We start from the raw sequence: 15,224 nt of genomic DNA on the forward strand, positions 1-15,224 counted from the left end.
CCATGCCAGCATTCATAACAGACACCCTCCCGTATGTCGTGATCGGAGCCGTAATCATTGCGGTGTTCCTGTCGGCGATTCACATCATGCGGGAATACGAGCGTGCGGTAGTCTTCACATTGGGGCGCTTTTCCGGCGTGAAAGGTCCCGGGCTCATCATATTGGTGCCGATCGTCCAGCAATTCGTTCGGGTAGATCTTCGTACGCTCGTGCTCGACGTTCCCAGCCAGGACGTGATTTCTCGCGATAATGTCTCGGTAAAGGTCAACGCGGTTATCTACTTCCGCGTGGTGGATGCGGACAAATCCGTTATCCAGGTGGAAAACTTCATGGCGGCCACCAGCCAGCTAGCACAGACCACCCTCAGGTCCGTGCTTGGCAAGCACGAGCTGGATGAAATGCTGGCAGAGCGGGACAAGCTCAATCGCGATATTCAGGAAATTCTCGACAGCCAAACCGATGCGTGGGGCATCAAGGTCGCGAATGTCGAAATCAAGCACGTCGATATCAACGAGAGCATGATTCGTGCCATTGCACGTCAAGCCGAGGCCGAGCGGTATCGCCGCGCAAGAATCATAGGCGCCGAAGCAGAGCAGCAGGCTGCCGAGAAACTGGTGGAAGCAGGCGAGATGCTCGCAAGGAGGCCGGAATCCATGCAATTACGTTACCTGTCGACGCTGCAGGATATCGCGGGTGAGAAGAATTCGACGATCGTGTTCCCGGTGCCTGTGGAGTTTCTTCAAGCTCTGGCAGCGCCGGCGACAACACAGCGCGAGACCGCAAATCGCCGGAGGGGATCAGAAGCCGCCCAGGCGTGACGCACTTCCGGTTCGTCCGAGATCGGACGCCGAAACCTGCGGCCTCTTTCGCCTGGACACGTCTCCCTTTACCAGTAGATCAATCCGCTCCGCGTCGCCCCGACCCCGTTTTTCGCAAATGCTGCTGCAAGTCTCTGCTTTTCGGCGCAATGTGCAGCAAGCTTTTCGTATATCCTTGCCTCCACGAATGGGGCGTGTTCTCTGTTGCCGGACACCGCATTAGCGGTCGCCGATATCAGAGCACTGATTTGGCGTATCAGCAGATCGTCTGTCGATGGCTGCATATCCTCCTCCTTCGATCTCGATCCCAATTGAATTCTCCTGACGCCGCTTCACCGCAAGTCACACGCCTGAGATGTTGGCTGCGACAGATTGCTCGCGCCACTAGTGTTCACTGCGAGAGGTGAATCCTGCGCATGTCCTTTAGCCGAGCCAGGCAATATTCCCGATATAGTATGTTGATGAGGTTCCACATGATCGAACTCCAGGTTTGATCATTGCATCAGCCTACCAACATGTTGTTTCCGGATTTCTTCGTCGGCCGGCAAAAATGGCTTCGCCAGGAGGGCGGAATATTTTTGCGCCCGCGGGCGACGAAACACCTTCACGGCGCCGTGACTGTTATTCCCCTTACGTGGCTGCCCAGCCCTTCCGTTGGACTTCAATCCATCTTCACGTCTTTTTCGTCCTTGACCAGCGTCAGCAGCGTCAGCGTCAGGAACGTAAGCACCGCGATCGTCACGGCGACATCGTAGCTGCCGAGGCCAACGGAGATCCCGATCGCGCCGGTGGCCCACAGGCTTGCCGCCGTCGCCGTGCCCTGCACGGTCGTGCCCTGCTTGAGGATCGCGCCGCCGCCGATGAAGCCGATGCCGGTGATCACCCCTTCTATCACCTTCGACATGCCATCGGGAGAATTCACCATCAACTGTTCGCTGGCCTGCACGAAACCGCAGCTTGCCAGCGCCACCAGCGGGAACGTTCGCAGGCCTGCGCTGCGCGCCCGCTTCTCGCGATCCCATCCGATCGGTACGGCCAGCGCGAAAGCCGCGGCCAGCGCCAGAAAATGGATGCCTGCCTGAGTCCAGTCCAAAATACGCCCTTCTGAAATAGAAGTCGCGCAACCCGCGACGCAGGCGTGTAACGCCGCAAAGCGGCGCAAGTTTCAGCGCAGCAGCGGTTGTACTACCGGGTGCTGCCGACGACGGTCGTGCTCGGCGCCGCGCTCGTGATCGCAGCCTCGGTCCGGTACTGCGGCAAATGATGCTCGAGCGAATAGAAGACGCACAGCGCAAGGCTGGACCAGACAGCCAGGCTGAAATAAAGCGACATCCAGGCAATCTCGTCTTTCCACTCGGCCAGGTCGTGCGTCACGACCCAGCGCGTACTGACGTCGCGCAGGCCCTCGCGCGGCGTCAGGCGCTTGTCGCCATCGGCCTCTCCGGTCCGCCAGCGGTTCAGGTACATCGGGACGTCGATCGTCATCAGAAACGCCAGGAAGCCCGCAATGCCCACGATGGCGACGACGAGGCCTATGCGAACCGCGCCATTGAATTCCGGAAGCAGGCGGCAAAGGCCGACGCCGACGGCGAAGAAGGCAACCGCCCACAGCGAGTTTTCGATGGCGTTGCCGAGATAATTCCTGGTCAGCACGGCATACCATGAAAGGCATTCCGCGATCAGGATCAGCGGCACGATCACCCACGCGACATTTACGGTCGTTTCCGCGCCGGTCATGGTGCCGAGGTGGTGCAGGATAATCGCCCATTGCGCCACGAAGCAGATCTCGGCCACGGTCGCCACCGAACGTCCGACCATGACGCTCGACAGCCAGGTGTCGACCAGGCAGATCCGCTGCACATCGGCGCGCGGCAGAAACGACCTGAAGGCGCAGCCGAACACATAGGCCGCGCAGAACAGCAGCATCATCCCGATGCCGGACGAGCCGCCGGCAGCGCCGGTCGGCTGGACGGGAAGCTCGCGATACAGCGCGAACCAGATGGCGATATTGACGCCGCTCACCAGCGTCAGCAGGCCCCACCACCAGGACACGGGATTCGACCAGGCCAGGGAACCTGACCGCGCCTGCCATTCCAAGCTCATTCGCCGCTCCGCCGTAATCGAACTGACATCTGACTGTAATAATACAGTCACATATCGAAGCCAATGGCGACGAGAGTAGGGCGGGGCGGGATGGCACCCCGGCGGCGAGGAAGGCCATGAGGCGACAGCCTTCATCCTTCGAGACGCCGCTTACGCGGCTCCTCAGGATAAGGTTCTATGCCGGTGTTGCGGGTAAGATTAGCAGGCGGCTGTGGAATCTCCCCTCATGGTGAGGAGGCGCCGAGCGCCGTCTCCGGACGATGCTTCGCATCGCCGGGAGAACCATGAAGCCGCGCGGCGGAGACGCCGCTCCTCAAGACAGGAATTTCACGCCGTAGGTCTTGCCACGGCGCCAGACCACTTCGCACGACTGGCGCGTCGCATGGTCGGGTACCAGCGCCAGTTGAAAGCTGTCCCTGACGTCGAACGCGACATCGGTAACGATCTTGGCGCCACCCGGTGAGACGTCCAGGACAAAGCATTCAATCCTCGTCGTCCCGTTGTCGGTCGTCATCCATGTCGGCCGTTTGCGGAGCTCGCGTCGCGGTTCGCGCTGCACCTTTGTCCTTTGCTCGTCGACAATCATCGTGGCCATCCGTCATTGGACCCAGTGGCTGGGTCATCGAAGCAGGCGTCACAATGAGGGGAAGTTCGTAAAGTTCAGTTAGCTTATCGATTCAAATTGACCGGTTTGGTTTGCGAGTTGTAAGCCGAGCTCTCACAACCTTGCCAATTCCGTCGGCACGTTAAGGCCTCCGCAATACGGCGCTCCGTCCGTCATTCCGGGGCGGCGCGCGCAGAATCGTAGGTGGGCAAAGCGCAAGCGTGCCCACCATTCACGACCGGGATGGATGGTGGGCGGCGCGATGCGCCTTTGTTTTGCCCACCCTACCAACTTCCTCAAAAATTCACGCGGTTCGAAATCGCGCCGTCGACGACGAGGTTCGAGCCGGTCGTGAACGAGGAGGCCGGGCTCGCCAGGAACACGGCTGCGTTGGCGATTTCCTGCGGCGTCGCCATGCGGCCGGTCGGGTTACGCGCCAGCGCATCCTGGTACCGTTTCGGCATATTCTGTTCGACCATGTTCCAGATGCCGCCCTTGAAATAGACCGTGCCCGGCGACACCACGTTGACGCGGATTTTCTTGTCCGCGTATTGCCGCGCCAGTCCCTTGGCCATGTGGATCAGCGCCGCCTTGATCGGGCCGTAGGAGCTGGCGCTATCCGCCTGCGCCGCCGAGATCGACGATATGATGATGAAGGCCGCGTCGCCGGTCTTCTGCGCGCCCGCCTCGAGCAACGGCCGCGCGGCCTCGAATGCGTTGACGGCGCCGAGCACGTCGAGCCGGAAATTCTGCTCCCATGAGGCAGGATCGCCGCCTTGCGCCATGGCGCCGGCATTGGAAAACAGCATGTCGATGCCGCCCAGCTCGGCGGCCGCATCCGACACCCATGTTTTCAGCGCGGCCGCGTCGGTGACATCAACCGGCGCGCCGGTCGCGCGCACGCCAAGCCCTTTCAGCTCGGCAACGGTGGCCGCGACCTGATCCGCATTGCGGGCGCAAACGGCGACGCCCGAGCCTTCGCCCGCCAGCGTGTCCGCAATCGCCCGTCCGATGCCGCGCGAGCCGCCGAGCACGACGGCGTTTCTGCCTTTCAAACCCAAGTCCATCTTGTTTTTCCTTAGTTGATTCCGCAGCATTGTAGCGGCGACGGCGGTTACGGCGAAAGCTCAAACCGAGAAAGCCTCTTCCTTTCCGTCATTCGAGGGCGTTCTCAATGAACTCGTAGCCGGATGTGCGCTACTCCGGCGCCGCGCCCACCGGCGGGCCGCCGGGCGGACGGTGCAGGAAGGTGATCGTCGCGTAGGCACCGAGCCACGAACCGAGTGCGGCGAAGGCGACGTAAACCCAGTTCTCGGTGTAGCTGATGACGGCGAACGATGAGAGCAGATACCAGACGCTGCTCCAGGTTGCCGCCGGCACACGCTTGCGCGCCACCACCGCCGAGGTGAACATGACGTAGACCGCATCCGTTGCGGCGGTCGCAAGCAGAACGGCTCCCGCCGTCAGGGGATCGATGACAGCCATTGCAACTCCTCTGGTGGTCGGGCAGAGCTTGAGAAAACTAGGGGAGAGACACGCCGATGCAAAGCCCCAGAGAAATCCTCTCCGATATCTGGATCTCCATCGGCGGTGATCCGTCCGCGCTCGGCGCGCTCACGCTGACCGGCGACGAACCGCAATTGCCGTCGTCGTTTCGCGTCGCCGCCGCGGCGCAGGTCAGCGTCGCGGCAACCGCGCTTGCAGCCGCCGAGATCTGGAAAAGGCGCAGCGGCGAGACGCAGGACGTCGCGGTGGATATGCGCCATGCCGTGGTCGAATGCCGGAGCGAACGTTATCTGCGCGTCGACGGCAAGCCGCCACCGCCGGCCTGGGACGCCATCGCCGGTATCTACAAGATCCGCGACGGCTTCGTGCGCCTGCACACCAATTTTCCCCATCACCGCGACGCCGTCTGCAGAGTGCTGAACTGCAAGCCGGAGCGTGACGCGGTGCAGGCCGCGCTGTTGCAATGGGACGGCGGGGCGTTCGAGACCGCGGCCTATACGAGCGGTGGCGTCGTCGCCTTCATGCGCTCGCATGACGAATGGTTGGCGACACCACAGGCCGAGGCGCTCGCCGGATTGCCGCTGATCTCGATCACGAAGATTGGCGAGGCTCCGCCAAAGCCGTGGCCGAAGGGCGAGCGGCCGCTCGCAGGTATCCGTGTGCTTGATCTGTCGCGTGTCATCGCCGGCCCCGTTGCGGGGCGAACGCTCGCCGCGCATGGCGCCGACGTGCTGCTGATCTCGGGGCCCGATTTGCCGGCGATCCCCTGGCTCGTCATCGACACCGGCAGGGGCAAGCTGACGAGCTTTGTCGAACTGAAGAGCGAGCAGGGGCGTGCGACCTTGCGCGATCTGCTGGCGCAGGCGGATATCTTTTCGCAAGGCTATCGACCTAGCGCACTCGCCGCCCTCGGCTTCTCGCCAGAGGATGCCGCGCGCATCAGTCCCGGTATCATTTACGTCACGTTGTCGGCCTATGGTCATGCCGGGCCATGGGCGGAACGTCGCGGCTTCGACTCGCTGGTGCAGACCGCCACCGGATTCAACCATGCCGAGGGGCAGGCCGCAGGTGTCGATGGACCGAAGGAATTGCCGGCGCAGATGCTCGACCACGCCACCGGTTACTTCATGGCATTCGGCGCCATGATGGCCAAGGCGCGCCAGGCGCGCGAAGGCGGCAGTTGGCACGTCCAGGTGTCGCTGGCGCAGACCGGACGCTGGCTGTGGAATCTCGGCCGGGTCGCCGACGGTCTTGCGATCGAGGATTTGAAGGGGGAAGTGGTGAAGCCGTTCATCGAGGAGGTGGGCTCCGGCTTCGGGCCACTGCGGTACGTGACGCACTCCGCACTGTTGTCGAAAACGCCAGCCTTCTGGGCTCGCCCGGCAATGCCACTCGGCAGCCACCCGCCGCAATGGCCCCTACGTGAATAGGAGGTCCCTTCGCTCAGAGCCTGCCTCTCCAAATTTTAATCGCGTCCGGTACGGCTATTTTTGCTTTTTGGGTTGTGCGGGATGCCAATTGGGCACTATAGCGCCGGTGGGACAAATTGTCGCTGGAACCCATGTCGTATGTTTGGCGGATTTTGCAAGCGGTTACAGATGGTTAACTCAAAAAAATGGGTCGTGGCCATTGCCCTGATGGCACTGGCCGGGGCGGCCGTTTACGGCGGCGGTGCCTATCTCGGCGGCCCAAAACGCGGGCATTCGGAAATCTCGAGCCAGTCCCGCAAGCGCGGACTGCAGCGCTACACGCCGAGCCCCGCCGAATGGGCCAGCCTGACTATTCAGCCTGTCGCTGAACGCGACTTCCGCGCCGAGCGCGTCACCGAAGGCAAGATCGCAATCGACGAAGATCGCTCGACGCCGGTGTTCTCGCCCTATGCGGGCCGCGTCACCAGGTTGCTGGCCAAGCCAGGCGATAGCGTCGTCAAGGGCCAGCCATTGTTCGTGATCGAGGCCGCCGACAACGTTCAGGCGCAAAACGATTTCATTGCGGCGATGAGCGCGATGAACAAGGCTAAGTCCGCGCTCGATCTGGCGCAGTTGCAGGGAGCGCGCGCCAAGGACCTGTTCGAGGGCAAGGCCGTTCCGCTGAAGGATTATCAGCAGAGCCAGGCGACGCTGATCCAGGCGCAGAATGACGTGCGCTCGTCGGAAACGGCGGTCCAGGCAGCGCGCAACAAATTGCGCCTTCTCGGCCTCACCGACGACGACATCGCGACCTTCCAGGAGAAGGGCCGCATCAATCCCGAAATCACCATCTTCGCACCGATCGCGGGCACCGTGGTCCAACGCAAGATCGGCCCGGGGCAATACGTCAACGCCGGTGCCAGCGACCCCGTCTATGTGATCGGCGATCTCTCCACCGTCTGGATGACGGCCTTCGTCCGCGAAAGCGATTGCGCGAACGTCGCGGTCGGGCAGGAGGTGACGTTCAATGTGCTGGCGCTGCCGGGCCGTTCGCTTTCGGCGCGGATCAACTACGTCGCAGCAGCAATCGACCCTGCGACGCGGCGGCTGCTCGTCCGCGCCACGATCGACAACAAGAACGGTACGCTGAAGCCTGAGATGTTCGCGAATGTCACGATCTATTCGGCAGGCGACCGTCCGGCGGTCGGCGTGCCGAAGCAGGCGTTGATCTATGAAGGCGATCAGGTCCGGATCTGGGTCGCGCATCCGGACAAGACGATTGAACTGCGTCAGGTCAAGCCTGGCCTCACCAACGGCGATCTCGTCGAGGTGGTCGGCAATTTGAAGCCCGGCGAGCAGATCGTCACCAAGGGCGCACTGTTCATCGACCGGGCCGCATCCGGAAGCTGATGCCTAGCTCATTGAAAGCTTCGATCTGAATGGATCGCCTGGTCGCCCTAGCCGTCAGCCGCCGCTATTTGATGGTCGGCATGTTCATCGCCGTGGTGGTCGGCGGCCTGATCGCGTTCAAGCAGCTCAACATCGAGGCCTATCCCGATCCGACCCCGCCGATGGTCGACATCGTGACCCAAAGCCCGGGGCTGTCGTCGGAAGAGATCGAACGCTACATCACGATCCCGATCGAAACCCAGGTCGCCGGCATCAAGAACCTGCGCACCATCCGCACCATCTCGCTGTACGGATTGTCCGACGTCAAGCTGCAGTTCTCGTTCGACTACACCTATGACGAAGCGCTGCAGCAGGTGTTGAACCGGCTGTCGCAGCTCGCGCCACTGCCGGGCAATGTGCAGCCGACCATCTCGCCGCTCAGCCCGACCGGCGAAATCTTCCGCTACCGGCTGAAGGGCCCGCCGAATTACAGCGTGCTCGACCTCAAGACGCTGCAGGACTGGGTGTTGCAACGCCGCTTCCGCGCGGTGCCCGGCGTCATCGACGTCACCGGCTGGGGCGGCAAGACCAAGACCTACGAGCTGCAGGTCGATTTCAACAAGCTCGTCGCCAACGGGCTGACGCTGCCGCAGGTGCTGCAGGCCGTTTCTAACGCCAACATCAACGTCGGCGGCAACACCGTCAATATCGGCGCGCAATCCGCCGTGGTGCGCGGCGTCGGGCTGATCCGCTCGATCGACGACCTCAACAACACCATGGTATCGCAGTCCGGCGGCAATCCGGTGCTGGTGCGCGACATCGCCCATGTCACGATCGGCGAGAAGCCGCGGCTCGGCATCGCCGGCCTCGACCAGGACGACGACATCGTGCAGGGCATCGTCCTGATGCGGCGCGGCGAGCAGAGTTCGCCGACCATTGCCCGGGTCGAAAAGCTCGTTCACGACATCAATCATTCCTCGATCCTGCCGCCCGGCGTGCAGATCGAGCGCATCTACGACCGCAAGGATCTGATCGACATCACCACGCATACGGTGCTGCACAACATGGTGGTCGGGATCATCCTGATCGTGTTGCTGCAATGGGTGTTTCTGGGCGATCTCCGCAGCGCGCTGATCGTCGGCGCAACGATCCCCTTCGCGCTGTTCTTCGCCGTGATCATCCTGGTGCTGCGCGGCGAATCCGCCAATCTGCTGTCGGTCGGCGCGATCGATTTCGGCCTGATCGTCGACGCCACCGTGATCATGGTGGAGGCGATCTTCCGGCGGTTGACGCAGACCACCGCGCTGTCGGAAGCCGAGCGCAGCGACATCTCGTCCGACACCACGATTGGGATGAAGAGCCACGCCATCCTGTCTGCGGCGGTCGACGTGTCGCGCTCGATCTTCTTCGCCGCCGCGATCATCATCGCAGCCTTCCTGCCGCTGTTCACGCTGAGCGGCGTCGAAGGCAATATCTTCGGGCCGATGGCGCGGACCTATGCCTATGCGCTGGCCGGCGGGCTGATCGCGACCTTCACGGTGACGCCGGCGCTGAGCGCGATCATCCTGCCCTCGCATCTGGATGAAGCCGAAACCTGGATCGTGAAACAGCTCGACCGGCTGTACGTGCCGGTGCTGAAATGGGCCCTCGTAAACCGCAGGATCGTACTCACCGGCGCGGCCGTTCTAGTGCTCATGACCATTGCTTTCGCGCGGCTGCTCGGACTGGAATTCCTGCCCAAGCTGGAAGAGGGCAATTTGTGGATCCGCGCCACGCTGCCGCCGACCATCTCGCTGCAGGAGGGCAATGCCTACGTCAACGAGATGCGCAAGATCATCCGCGCGCGTCCTGAGGTGGAATCGGTGGTGTCGCAACACGGCCGGCCCGACGACGGAACGGACGCCGCCGGTCTCTTCAATGCGGAGTTTTTCGCGCCGCTCAAGCCGAATAGCGAGTGGCCTGATACCCATGACAAGGACGAGCTGACAGCGCAATTGCTGGGGCAGTTGCAGGACAACTTCCCGGGCGTCGAGTTCAACTTCTCGCAATACCTGCAGGACAACGTCTCGGAGGCCGTCTCGGGCGTCAAGGGCGAGAACTCGATCAAGCTCTACGGCAACGACCTGCAGGCTCTGACGGATACCGCCAACAAGATCAAATCCGTGCTTGGCACGGTGCAGGGCGTTACCGACCTCGCAGTGTTCACTTCGCTCGGCCAACCCACAATCCAGATCGATATCGATCGTGCCCGCGCGGCACGCTATGGCCTATCGCCCGGTGATATCAACGCCACCATCAAGGTCGCCATCGGCGGCGACAGCGCCGGCGATCTCTATGAGCCCGGCAGCGACCGGCATTTCCCGATCATCGTTCGCCTCGCGCCCGAATACCGAAAGAGCGCGGAAGCGATCCATAACTTACGGATCGGCGTGGCCGGGCAGGGCGGCACGATCACGCAGATCCCGCTCAGCGAGGTCGCCTCGATCAACCTGATCTCGGGCGCCGCCTATATCTACCGCGAACAGCAGGAGCGTTATCTACCGATCAAGTTCTCGGTCCGCAACCGCGATCTCGGCAGCGCGATCCATGAAGCGCAGGACAAGGTCGCCGCCGAGGTGCAATTGCCGCCGGGATCGCGGATCGAATGGGTCGGCGAATTCGGCAATCTGCAGGACGCCATCCGGCGGCTGTCGATTGTGGTGCCGATCAGCCTGGCGCTGATCGGTGTGCTGCTGTTCTTCAACTTCGGCTCGATGGTCGATACGCTGCTCGCGATGAGCGTGATCCCGATGGCGATCTTCGGCGGCGTGCTCGGGCTGTTGATCTCGGGAATTCCCTTCAGCGTGTCGGCGGCAATCGGATTCATCGCGCTGTTCGGAATCGCCGTGATGGACGGCATCATCATCCTGTCGCAGTACAATCAACTCATCGACGAAGGCTATGAGCGGATGCGGGCGGTGATCCGCACCGGCGAACTGCAATTACGGCCGGTGCTGATGACCTGCGTGGTGGCCGGCGTCGGCCTGCTGCCGGCGGCGGTGTCGGAGGGAATCGGTTCGCAGGTGCAAAAGCCGTTGGCGATCGTGGTCGTCACCGGCATGATGCTGGCGCCGCTGGTGATCCTGGTGACGCTGCCGGTGCTGATCTCGGTGTTTTCGCGCCGCGCGCGCTAGAATCCGTATGGGCACGTGCCCATGTTTCCTGCCCACTCGGTTTGTGGTTGACGCGATCCGGCGGCCGTTCCTTGATGCTGGCAGGTTCAACCGCAGGAGCAAGCCATGCGGATCGAGGAAAGCCAAGGATCCAGCCAAGGATCTAGCCAAGGACCTACGGGGCAACAAAACGGCCACGCGCCGCCGGCGAAATCGGCGCCCACGGCCGAGCAGATACTCGGAGAAATCCGCGACTATTGCCGCCAGACGCGCACGGCCGAATCGACCTTCGGGCGGCTGGTGGTCAATGACGGCAAGCTGGTGTCGCGCTTGCGCGATGGCGCCCGGATCACGACCGGCACGCTCGACAAGGTCCGCGCCTATCTCGCCGAGCACCGGCCGGAATCGCACGGCGCGCCGGCCAATTCGCTCTCGGCCAAACCACTGAACGACACGGCCGCCGCCAATGCCGTCGCGCCGCCGGGCTTCCGATTCTTCGACAACCGCCAAAAATACCTGCTGTTCGTTTCGACCTGCAGCGAGAAGACCGAGGTCGGCAACCGCATTTCGCTCGAGCTCGGCAATCTGCAGCCGACACCGCCGGCGCTTCGTATCTTCGATGCCGGCGTCGGCGACGGCACCGTGCTGTCGCGGGTGATGCGGGCGGTACATGCGCGCTTCCCCACCATGCCGCTCTATGTCGTGGCGAAGGAAATCAGTTACGAAGACGTCCGCCTGATGCTGGAGAAAATGGCGGACCGCCTGTTCGAGCATCCCGCCACCGTGCTGGTCGTGACCAACCTCTATTACGCCGAGGCGCCGTGGCTGACGCCACGCTCGGTCACGTCAGCGCGAGGCCTGATCTGGAAAGACGTCACGCTATCAGGCAACACCGCGCACGGTTTCGCCGAGCAGATTGGCGAGCTCGAAAGCTTTCTCGCCGAGAACTGGCGCGCAGGCATCAGCCCTACCACGGGCAATCCGGTCTATCAGCGCCCGGTGATCCTGACGCTGCGGCGTGAGGATCATTCCTTCCTGCTCGATCCGATCATGCCGCGGCCCGGCCGCGTGATGGCCGATTACGATCTGGTCATCGCCTCGCAACCCTATCGGGCGCGGGCGAGCGTCGAGTTCAAGGCTTCGAAAGTGGTGACACCGCTGGTCAAGGCGCTGCGCCCGGGTGGGCGGCTGATCGGCATCCATTCGCATGGCAAGGATCCCGGCATCGAGATCATCGACCAGATTTGGCCTGACGATGATCCCTTCAAGACCGACCGCTACGCGATCCTGCGCCAGGTCAAGCACGAGCTTGGCGCGGCCGCACGCCACTACAATTTCAATGCGTCCTCGGATGCACGCTCGATCTTCCGCTACCACATGCACACGCTGCCGGACGAGGTCAGCGGCCCGATCGGCACCTCGACGCTGTTCGCCGCCTGGAACGCCGCGATCTATGTGGCGCAGATCGAGGACAACAGGTTGTCGGAAGTGGTTCGCGATGGCCGCTATTTTGAAGCCACCGACCGCGTGCTGAAGAAACATGGCGGCCTCTGGTTCAACGACGAGACCTATGTGATCTCGCGCCGCCGCGCGCCGGCATGACAAAGGAGGCGCTCGTGATCGTCTCCGATCAAGCATCCGCCAGATTAGTCGCACTATTGCCGAAGGCCTCCGTCGAAATCTCCTCGCGCGGGCATCAGGTCGCGGAACTGAGCGATCATTTCGTTGGAGGCACCGACGTCACGATCACGTTCCTGCCCGGCGATAATTATCGCCACAACATTGAGACGGCTGTCGCGCTGCGCCGCGCCGGCTACAATCCGGTGCCCCATATCGCGGCGCGCGAAATGGCCTCGCGGGATGCATTCAACGATTTCCTGGCGCGTGCGCGCGGCGAAGCCGATGTCTCGCGCATCCTCCTGATCGCCGGCGATGTCGCTGCTGCGAGAGGCCCGTTCAAATCGACACGCGATGTTGCTGGCAGCGGCTTGCTCGAGGGGCACGCGATTGCATCCGTCAGCGTGGCCGGTCATCCCGAGGGACACCCCTATCTCGATCTGCCAGAAGCGCTGGACGGCCTCAAGGCGTGGCGCGACTGGGGGCGGCGGACGGGAACGCGGGTCGATGTCGTCACTCAATTCTGCTTCGAGAGCACGCCGATCCTGGAATGGATCGGCGCCCTCGATCGCGCGGGCATCGATCTGCCTGTTATCGTCGGTCTGGCCGGCCCGGCAACGCCGGCGACATTGACAAAATTCGCGCTCCGTTGCGGCATTGGCAATTCGATGCGCGCGCTGCGGGCCCAGATCGGCCGGTTCGGCCGCCTGCTGACGGACACCGGACCTGACGACGTCGTCAGGGGATTGCGAGCGGTGCCTGCGGCGGCAACCGCGCCGATCGCCGGATTCCACCTGTTCCCGTTCGGCGGCCTGCGCAAGGCCGGTGACTGGCTGCGCAATTACGACCGCGACCCGTTCGGACAGCAGCGGGCCGCGATGTCGAGTGCCGGGCTTCAGAACCCGTAGAGCTGTGCGGGATTGTCGACCAGAATCTTCTTGCGGATCGCCGCATCCGGCGCCCACACCGGAAGCTGATTCAACAGCCGTCCGTCGTCGATCTGAAACAGCGGCGTGACGTCGGTGATCGTCTTGTCGGCAGGCGTGACCGAGTTGGGGTGCGGCCAATCGGTGCCCCAGACGATGCAGTCGGGATTGGCGGATATCAGCGCCTTGGCGAGCGGGATGCAATCGGTGTAATCGGGCGCGAGTTTGGAGGCGCGATAGGCCCCGGAAATCTTCACATAGGCCTTGCCCGATTTGACGAGATCCACGAGGTCGGCAAATCCCGGCTGCTCGACACCAAGGGCTGCCTTGGCGCCGCCGAAATGATCGAACACGACCGGCACCGGGGAGGTCATCACCAGGTCCTTGATCGCGGTGATCATCGCCGGGTTGGTGTAAATCTGCACGTGCCAGCCGCGCGCCTTCATGCGTTCGACAGCGGTCGTAAATCGCGGACGGGCGACGCTCGGATCGTTGACGCCGCCGGTTGCGAGGTTGAGGCGGACACCGCGAATGCCGGCCTTGCCCATGACATCGAGATCGCCCTCCGACGTCTTGTCGTCGATCACCGCAACCCCGCGCGCGGTCGGCCCCCGTGCCGCCATGCCGAACAGCGTGGCCGAATTGTCGGTGCCGTAGATCGAGGGCGTCACGATCACCACGCGCTCCATGTGCAGCGCCTTGTGCAGGGCGGTCATTTCCTCGGGCGAGGCCAGTTCGGGCGTATAGACGCGGCCGGAGAAGAACGGGAATTTTTCGGGATCGGGGTGGATATGGGTGTGGCAGTCGCAGGCGTCCGCGGGAACGTCGAAATTCACCGGCGTCGCCGGCTGCGACGCTTTGGCCGAGGCGGTTCTACTGTTCATGATCACTCCGGCTGCGATGGAGGCGAACATCATACTGCGTCGCGTCAGCATTGGTGTTCTCCCAGCGATTTGTGTTGTTGTTGGCGGTTCGGACAGGGGTGTTGCCGTCACCTTCAGCGCTTCCCAAGCGACCGGCATTGTTTCACCGCGGTCTGCGCGGAGAGAATATCGGGAGAAGTCGGCCGCGGGAAGGCGCCGCTCATGCCGCACCGCCGTCATGGCGGCCGATCGTTCCGCGAACTTCCGCGACCAGTTCGGGCAACAGCCGCGATCCATCCATCCGCAGCACGGGGCAGGGCAGTTTGGCGAGCCAGGCCTGATGCTTTGCCTGAGTGCGGCTCACATTGCCTTCCTCATAGCCTGACGCCCATTCGATGAATTCCTCGGTCTCTGCATGCCGGTGGCCACCGGGCGCCACCGCCTCAGTGCCAAATTGGGTAGCCTCGCGGGCGCGCAGCCGCTGCAATCGTATCTCGCGAGGGGTTGTGAGAAAGATCACCACGTCGAAATCCGGGATCAGCACGTCACCCCAACCGTTAAGCGACCCGCTCAATACCCAGGCCGCGCGCGGCAGGAAGACATCCCGCATCAGCTTCAGGCGCTCCCCAACGTCGCGCATGTGCCGGTAGGGCGGATCGGTCGGCAGCCAGAAGTAATCGTCGGTGTCGTGATGCGGGATGGCCAACGCAGTGGCGAGAGCGCGGCCGAGGCTGGTGACGTCCGCGCCCGATGCTCCCATCACATGTATGCGACAGCTCTGCATTTGTTCGCTCCGGTTTATCGCTTCGGTAACGCAACCGGTCTATCGAACCAGAA

General features: G+C 62.9%; 13 protein-coding genes. 6 read left to right on the forward strand and 7 right to left on the reverse strand.

All coding sequences use genetic code 11. The annotated features are described in order from the left end of the window. The first annotated feature begins 2 nt into the window (after window positions 1–2). Window positions 3–818: a slipin family protein gene (locus V1273_RS11850; protein ID WP_334409707.1), complete on the forward strand. Its 816-nt coding sequence runs from the start codon at window positions 3–5 to the stop codon at window positions 816–818. A gap of 661 nt (window positions 819–1,479) precedes the next feature. On the opposite strand, the gene V1273_RS11855 is transcribed toward V1273_RS11850, so the two are convergent. The 5 genes from V1273_RS11855 to V1273_RS11875 form a co-directional block, all read right to left on the reverse strand. Then, window positions 1,480–1,911: an MgtC/SapB family protein gene (locus V1273_RS11855; protein ID WP_334369228.1), complete on the reverse strand. Its 432-nt coding sequence runs from the start codon at window positions 1,909–1,911 to the stop codon at window positions 1,480–1,482. Between the two features lie 92 nt (window positions 1,912–2,003). Further along, window positions 2,004–2,921, reverse strand: a complete 918-nt coding sequence (locus tag V1273_RS11860) for a hypothetical protein (RefSeq protein ID WP_334409708.1) — start codon at window positions 2,919–2,921, stop codon at window positions 2,004–2,006. 313 nt (window positions 2,922–3,234) lie between these two features. Beyond that, window positions 3,235–3,507: a PilZ domain-containing protein gene (locus tag V1273_RS11865; RefSeq protein WP_334367861.1), complete on the reverse strand. Its 273-nt coding sequence runs from the start codon at window positions 3,505–3,507 to the stop codon at window positions 3,235–3,237. Between the two features lie 314 nt (window positions 3,508–3,821). Continuing rightward, entirely contained in the window at window positions 3,822–4,592 is a 771-nt protein-coding gene (locus V1273_RS11870) for an SDR family NAD(P)-dependent oxidoreductase (RefSeq protein ID WP_334409709.1), read from the reverse strand. Between the two features lie 130 nt (window positions 4,593–4,722). Continuing rightward, window positions 4,723–5,010: a hypothetical protein gene (locus V1273_RS11875; RefSeq protein ID WP_334409710.1), complete on the reverse strand. Its 288-nt coding sequence runs from the start codon at window positions 5,008–5,010 to the stop codon at window positions 4,723–4,725. Between the two features lie 56 nt (window positions 5,011–5,066). On the opposite strand from V1273_RS11875, the gene V1273_RS11880 reads away from it, so the two are divergent. The 5 genes from V1273_RS11880 (at window position 5,067) to V1273_RS11900 (ending at window position 13,506) form a co-directional block, all read left to right on the forward strand. After that, window positions 5,067–6,461 carry a CoA transferase gene (locus V1273_RS11880; protein WP_334409711.1) on the forward strand — a complete coding sequence of 465 codons (1,395 nt, stop codon included), beginning with the start codon at window positions 5,067–5,069 and terminating at the stop codon, window positions 6,459–6,461. A gap of 168 nt (window positions 6,462–6,629) precedes the next feature. After that, window positions 6,630–7,850: an efflux RND transporter periplasmic adaptor subunit gene (locus tag V1273_RS11885; RefSeq protein WP_442894080.1), complete on the forward strand. Its 1,221-nt coding sequence runs from the start codon at window positions 6,630–6,632 to the stop codon at window positions 7,848–7,850. A 29-nt stretch (window positions 7,851–7,879) separates the two neighbouring features. After that, the gene (locus V1273_RS11890) at window positions 7,880–11,002 is read left to right on the forward strand and encodes an efflux RND transporter permease subunit (RefSeq protein ID WP_334409715.1); all 3,123 of its coding nucleotides are present in this window, start codon (window positions 7,880–7,882) and stop codon (window positions 11,000–11,002) included. Between the two features lie 105 nt (window positions 11,003–11,107). Further along, window positions 11,108–12,583, forward strand: a complete 1,476-nt coding sequence (locus V1273_RS11895) for a hypothetical protein (RefSeq protein WP_334409716.1) — start codon at window positions 11,108–11,110, stop codon at window positions 12,581–12,583. Window positions 12,584–12,597: 14 nt separating this feature from the next. Beyond that, window positions 12,598–13,506 (forward strand): hypothetical protein, encoded by a 909-nt coding sequence (locus V1273_RS11900; RefSeq protein WP_334409717.1) that lies wholly within the window; start codon window positions 12,598–12,600, stop codon window positions 13,504–13,506. Here the strand turns inward: V1273_RS11900 and V1273_RS11905 are convergent. Continuing rightward, on the reverse strand, window positions 13,494–14,459 hold the full coding sequence (locus V1273_RS11905; protein WP_334409718.1) for an amidohydrolase family protein: 966 nt from the start codon (window positions 14,457–14,459) through the stop codon (window positions 13,494–13,496). The genes V1273_RS11900 and V1273_RS11905 overlap by 13 nt on opposite strands. 148 nt (window positions 14,460–14,607) lie before the next feature. After that, entirely contained in the window at window positions 14,608–15,171 is a 564-nt protein-coding gene (locus V1273_RS11910; RefSeq protein WP_334409719.1) for a hypothetical protein, read from the reverse strand. Window positions 15,172–15,224 lie beyond the last annotated feature (53 nt).

Source organism: Bradyrhizobium sp. AZCC 1721 (assembly GCF_036924715.1).
GTDB lineage: Bacteria > Pseudomonadota > Alphaproteobacteria > Rhizobiales > Xanthobacteraceae > Bradyrhizobium.

Excerpts from the sequence above, each read along its gene's own strand:
- V1273_RS11890 (WP_334409715.1), top strand. The coding sequence starts at position 7,880 with ATGGATCGCCTGGTCGCCCTAGCCGTCAGCCGCCGCTATTTGATGGTC.
- V1273_RS11885 (WP_442894080.1), top strand. The coding sequence starts at position 6,630 with ATGGTTAACTCAAAAAAATGGGTCGTGGCCATTGCCCTGATGGCACTG.
- V1273_RS11875 (WP_334409710.1), bottom strand. The coding sequence starts at position 5,010 with ATGGCTGTCATCGATCCCCTGACGGCGGGAGCCGTTCTGCTTGCGACC.
- V1273_RS11850 (WP_334409707.1), top strand. The coding sequence starts at position 3 with ATGCCAGCATTCATAACAGACACCCTCCCGTATGTCGTGATCGGAGCC.
- V1273_RS11880 (WP_334409711.1), top strand. The coding sequence starts at position 5,067 with ATGCAAAGCCCCAGAGAAATCCTCTCCGATATCTGGATCTCCATCGGC.
- V1273_RS11870 (WP_334409709.1), bottom strand. The coding sequence starts at position 4,592 with ATGGACTTGGGTTTGAAAGGCAGAAACGCCGTCGTGCTCGGCGGCTCG.
- V1273_RS11895 (WP_334409716.1), top strand. The coding sequence starts at position 11,108 with ATGCGGATCGAGGAAAGCCAAGGATCCAGCCAAGGATCTAGCCAAGGA.
- V1273_RS11910 (WP_334409719.1), bottom strand. The coding sequence starts at position 15,171 with ATGCAGAGCTGTCGCATACATGTGATGGGAGCATCGGGCGCGGACGTC.
- V1273_RS11865 (WP_334367861.1), bottom strand. The coding sequence starts at position 3,507 with ATGATTGTCGACGAGCAAAGGACAAAGGTGCAGCGCGAACCGCGACGC.
- V1273_RS11905 (WP_334409718.1), bottom strand. The coding sequence starts at position 14,459 with ATGCTGACGCGACGCAGTATGATGTTCGCCTCCATCGCAGCCGGAGTG.
- V1273_RS11860 (WP_334409708.1), bottom strand. The coding sequence starts at position 2,921 with ATGAGCTTGGAATGGCAGGCGCGGTCAGGTTCCCTGGCCTGGTCGAAT.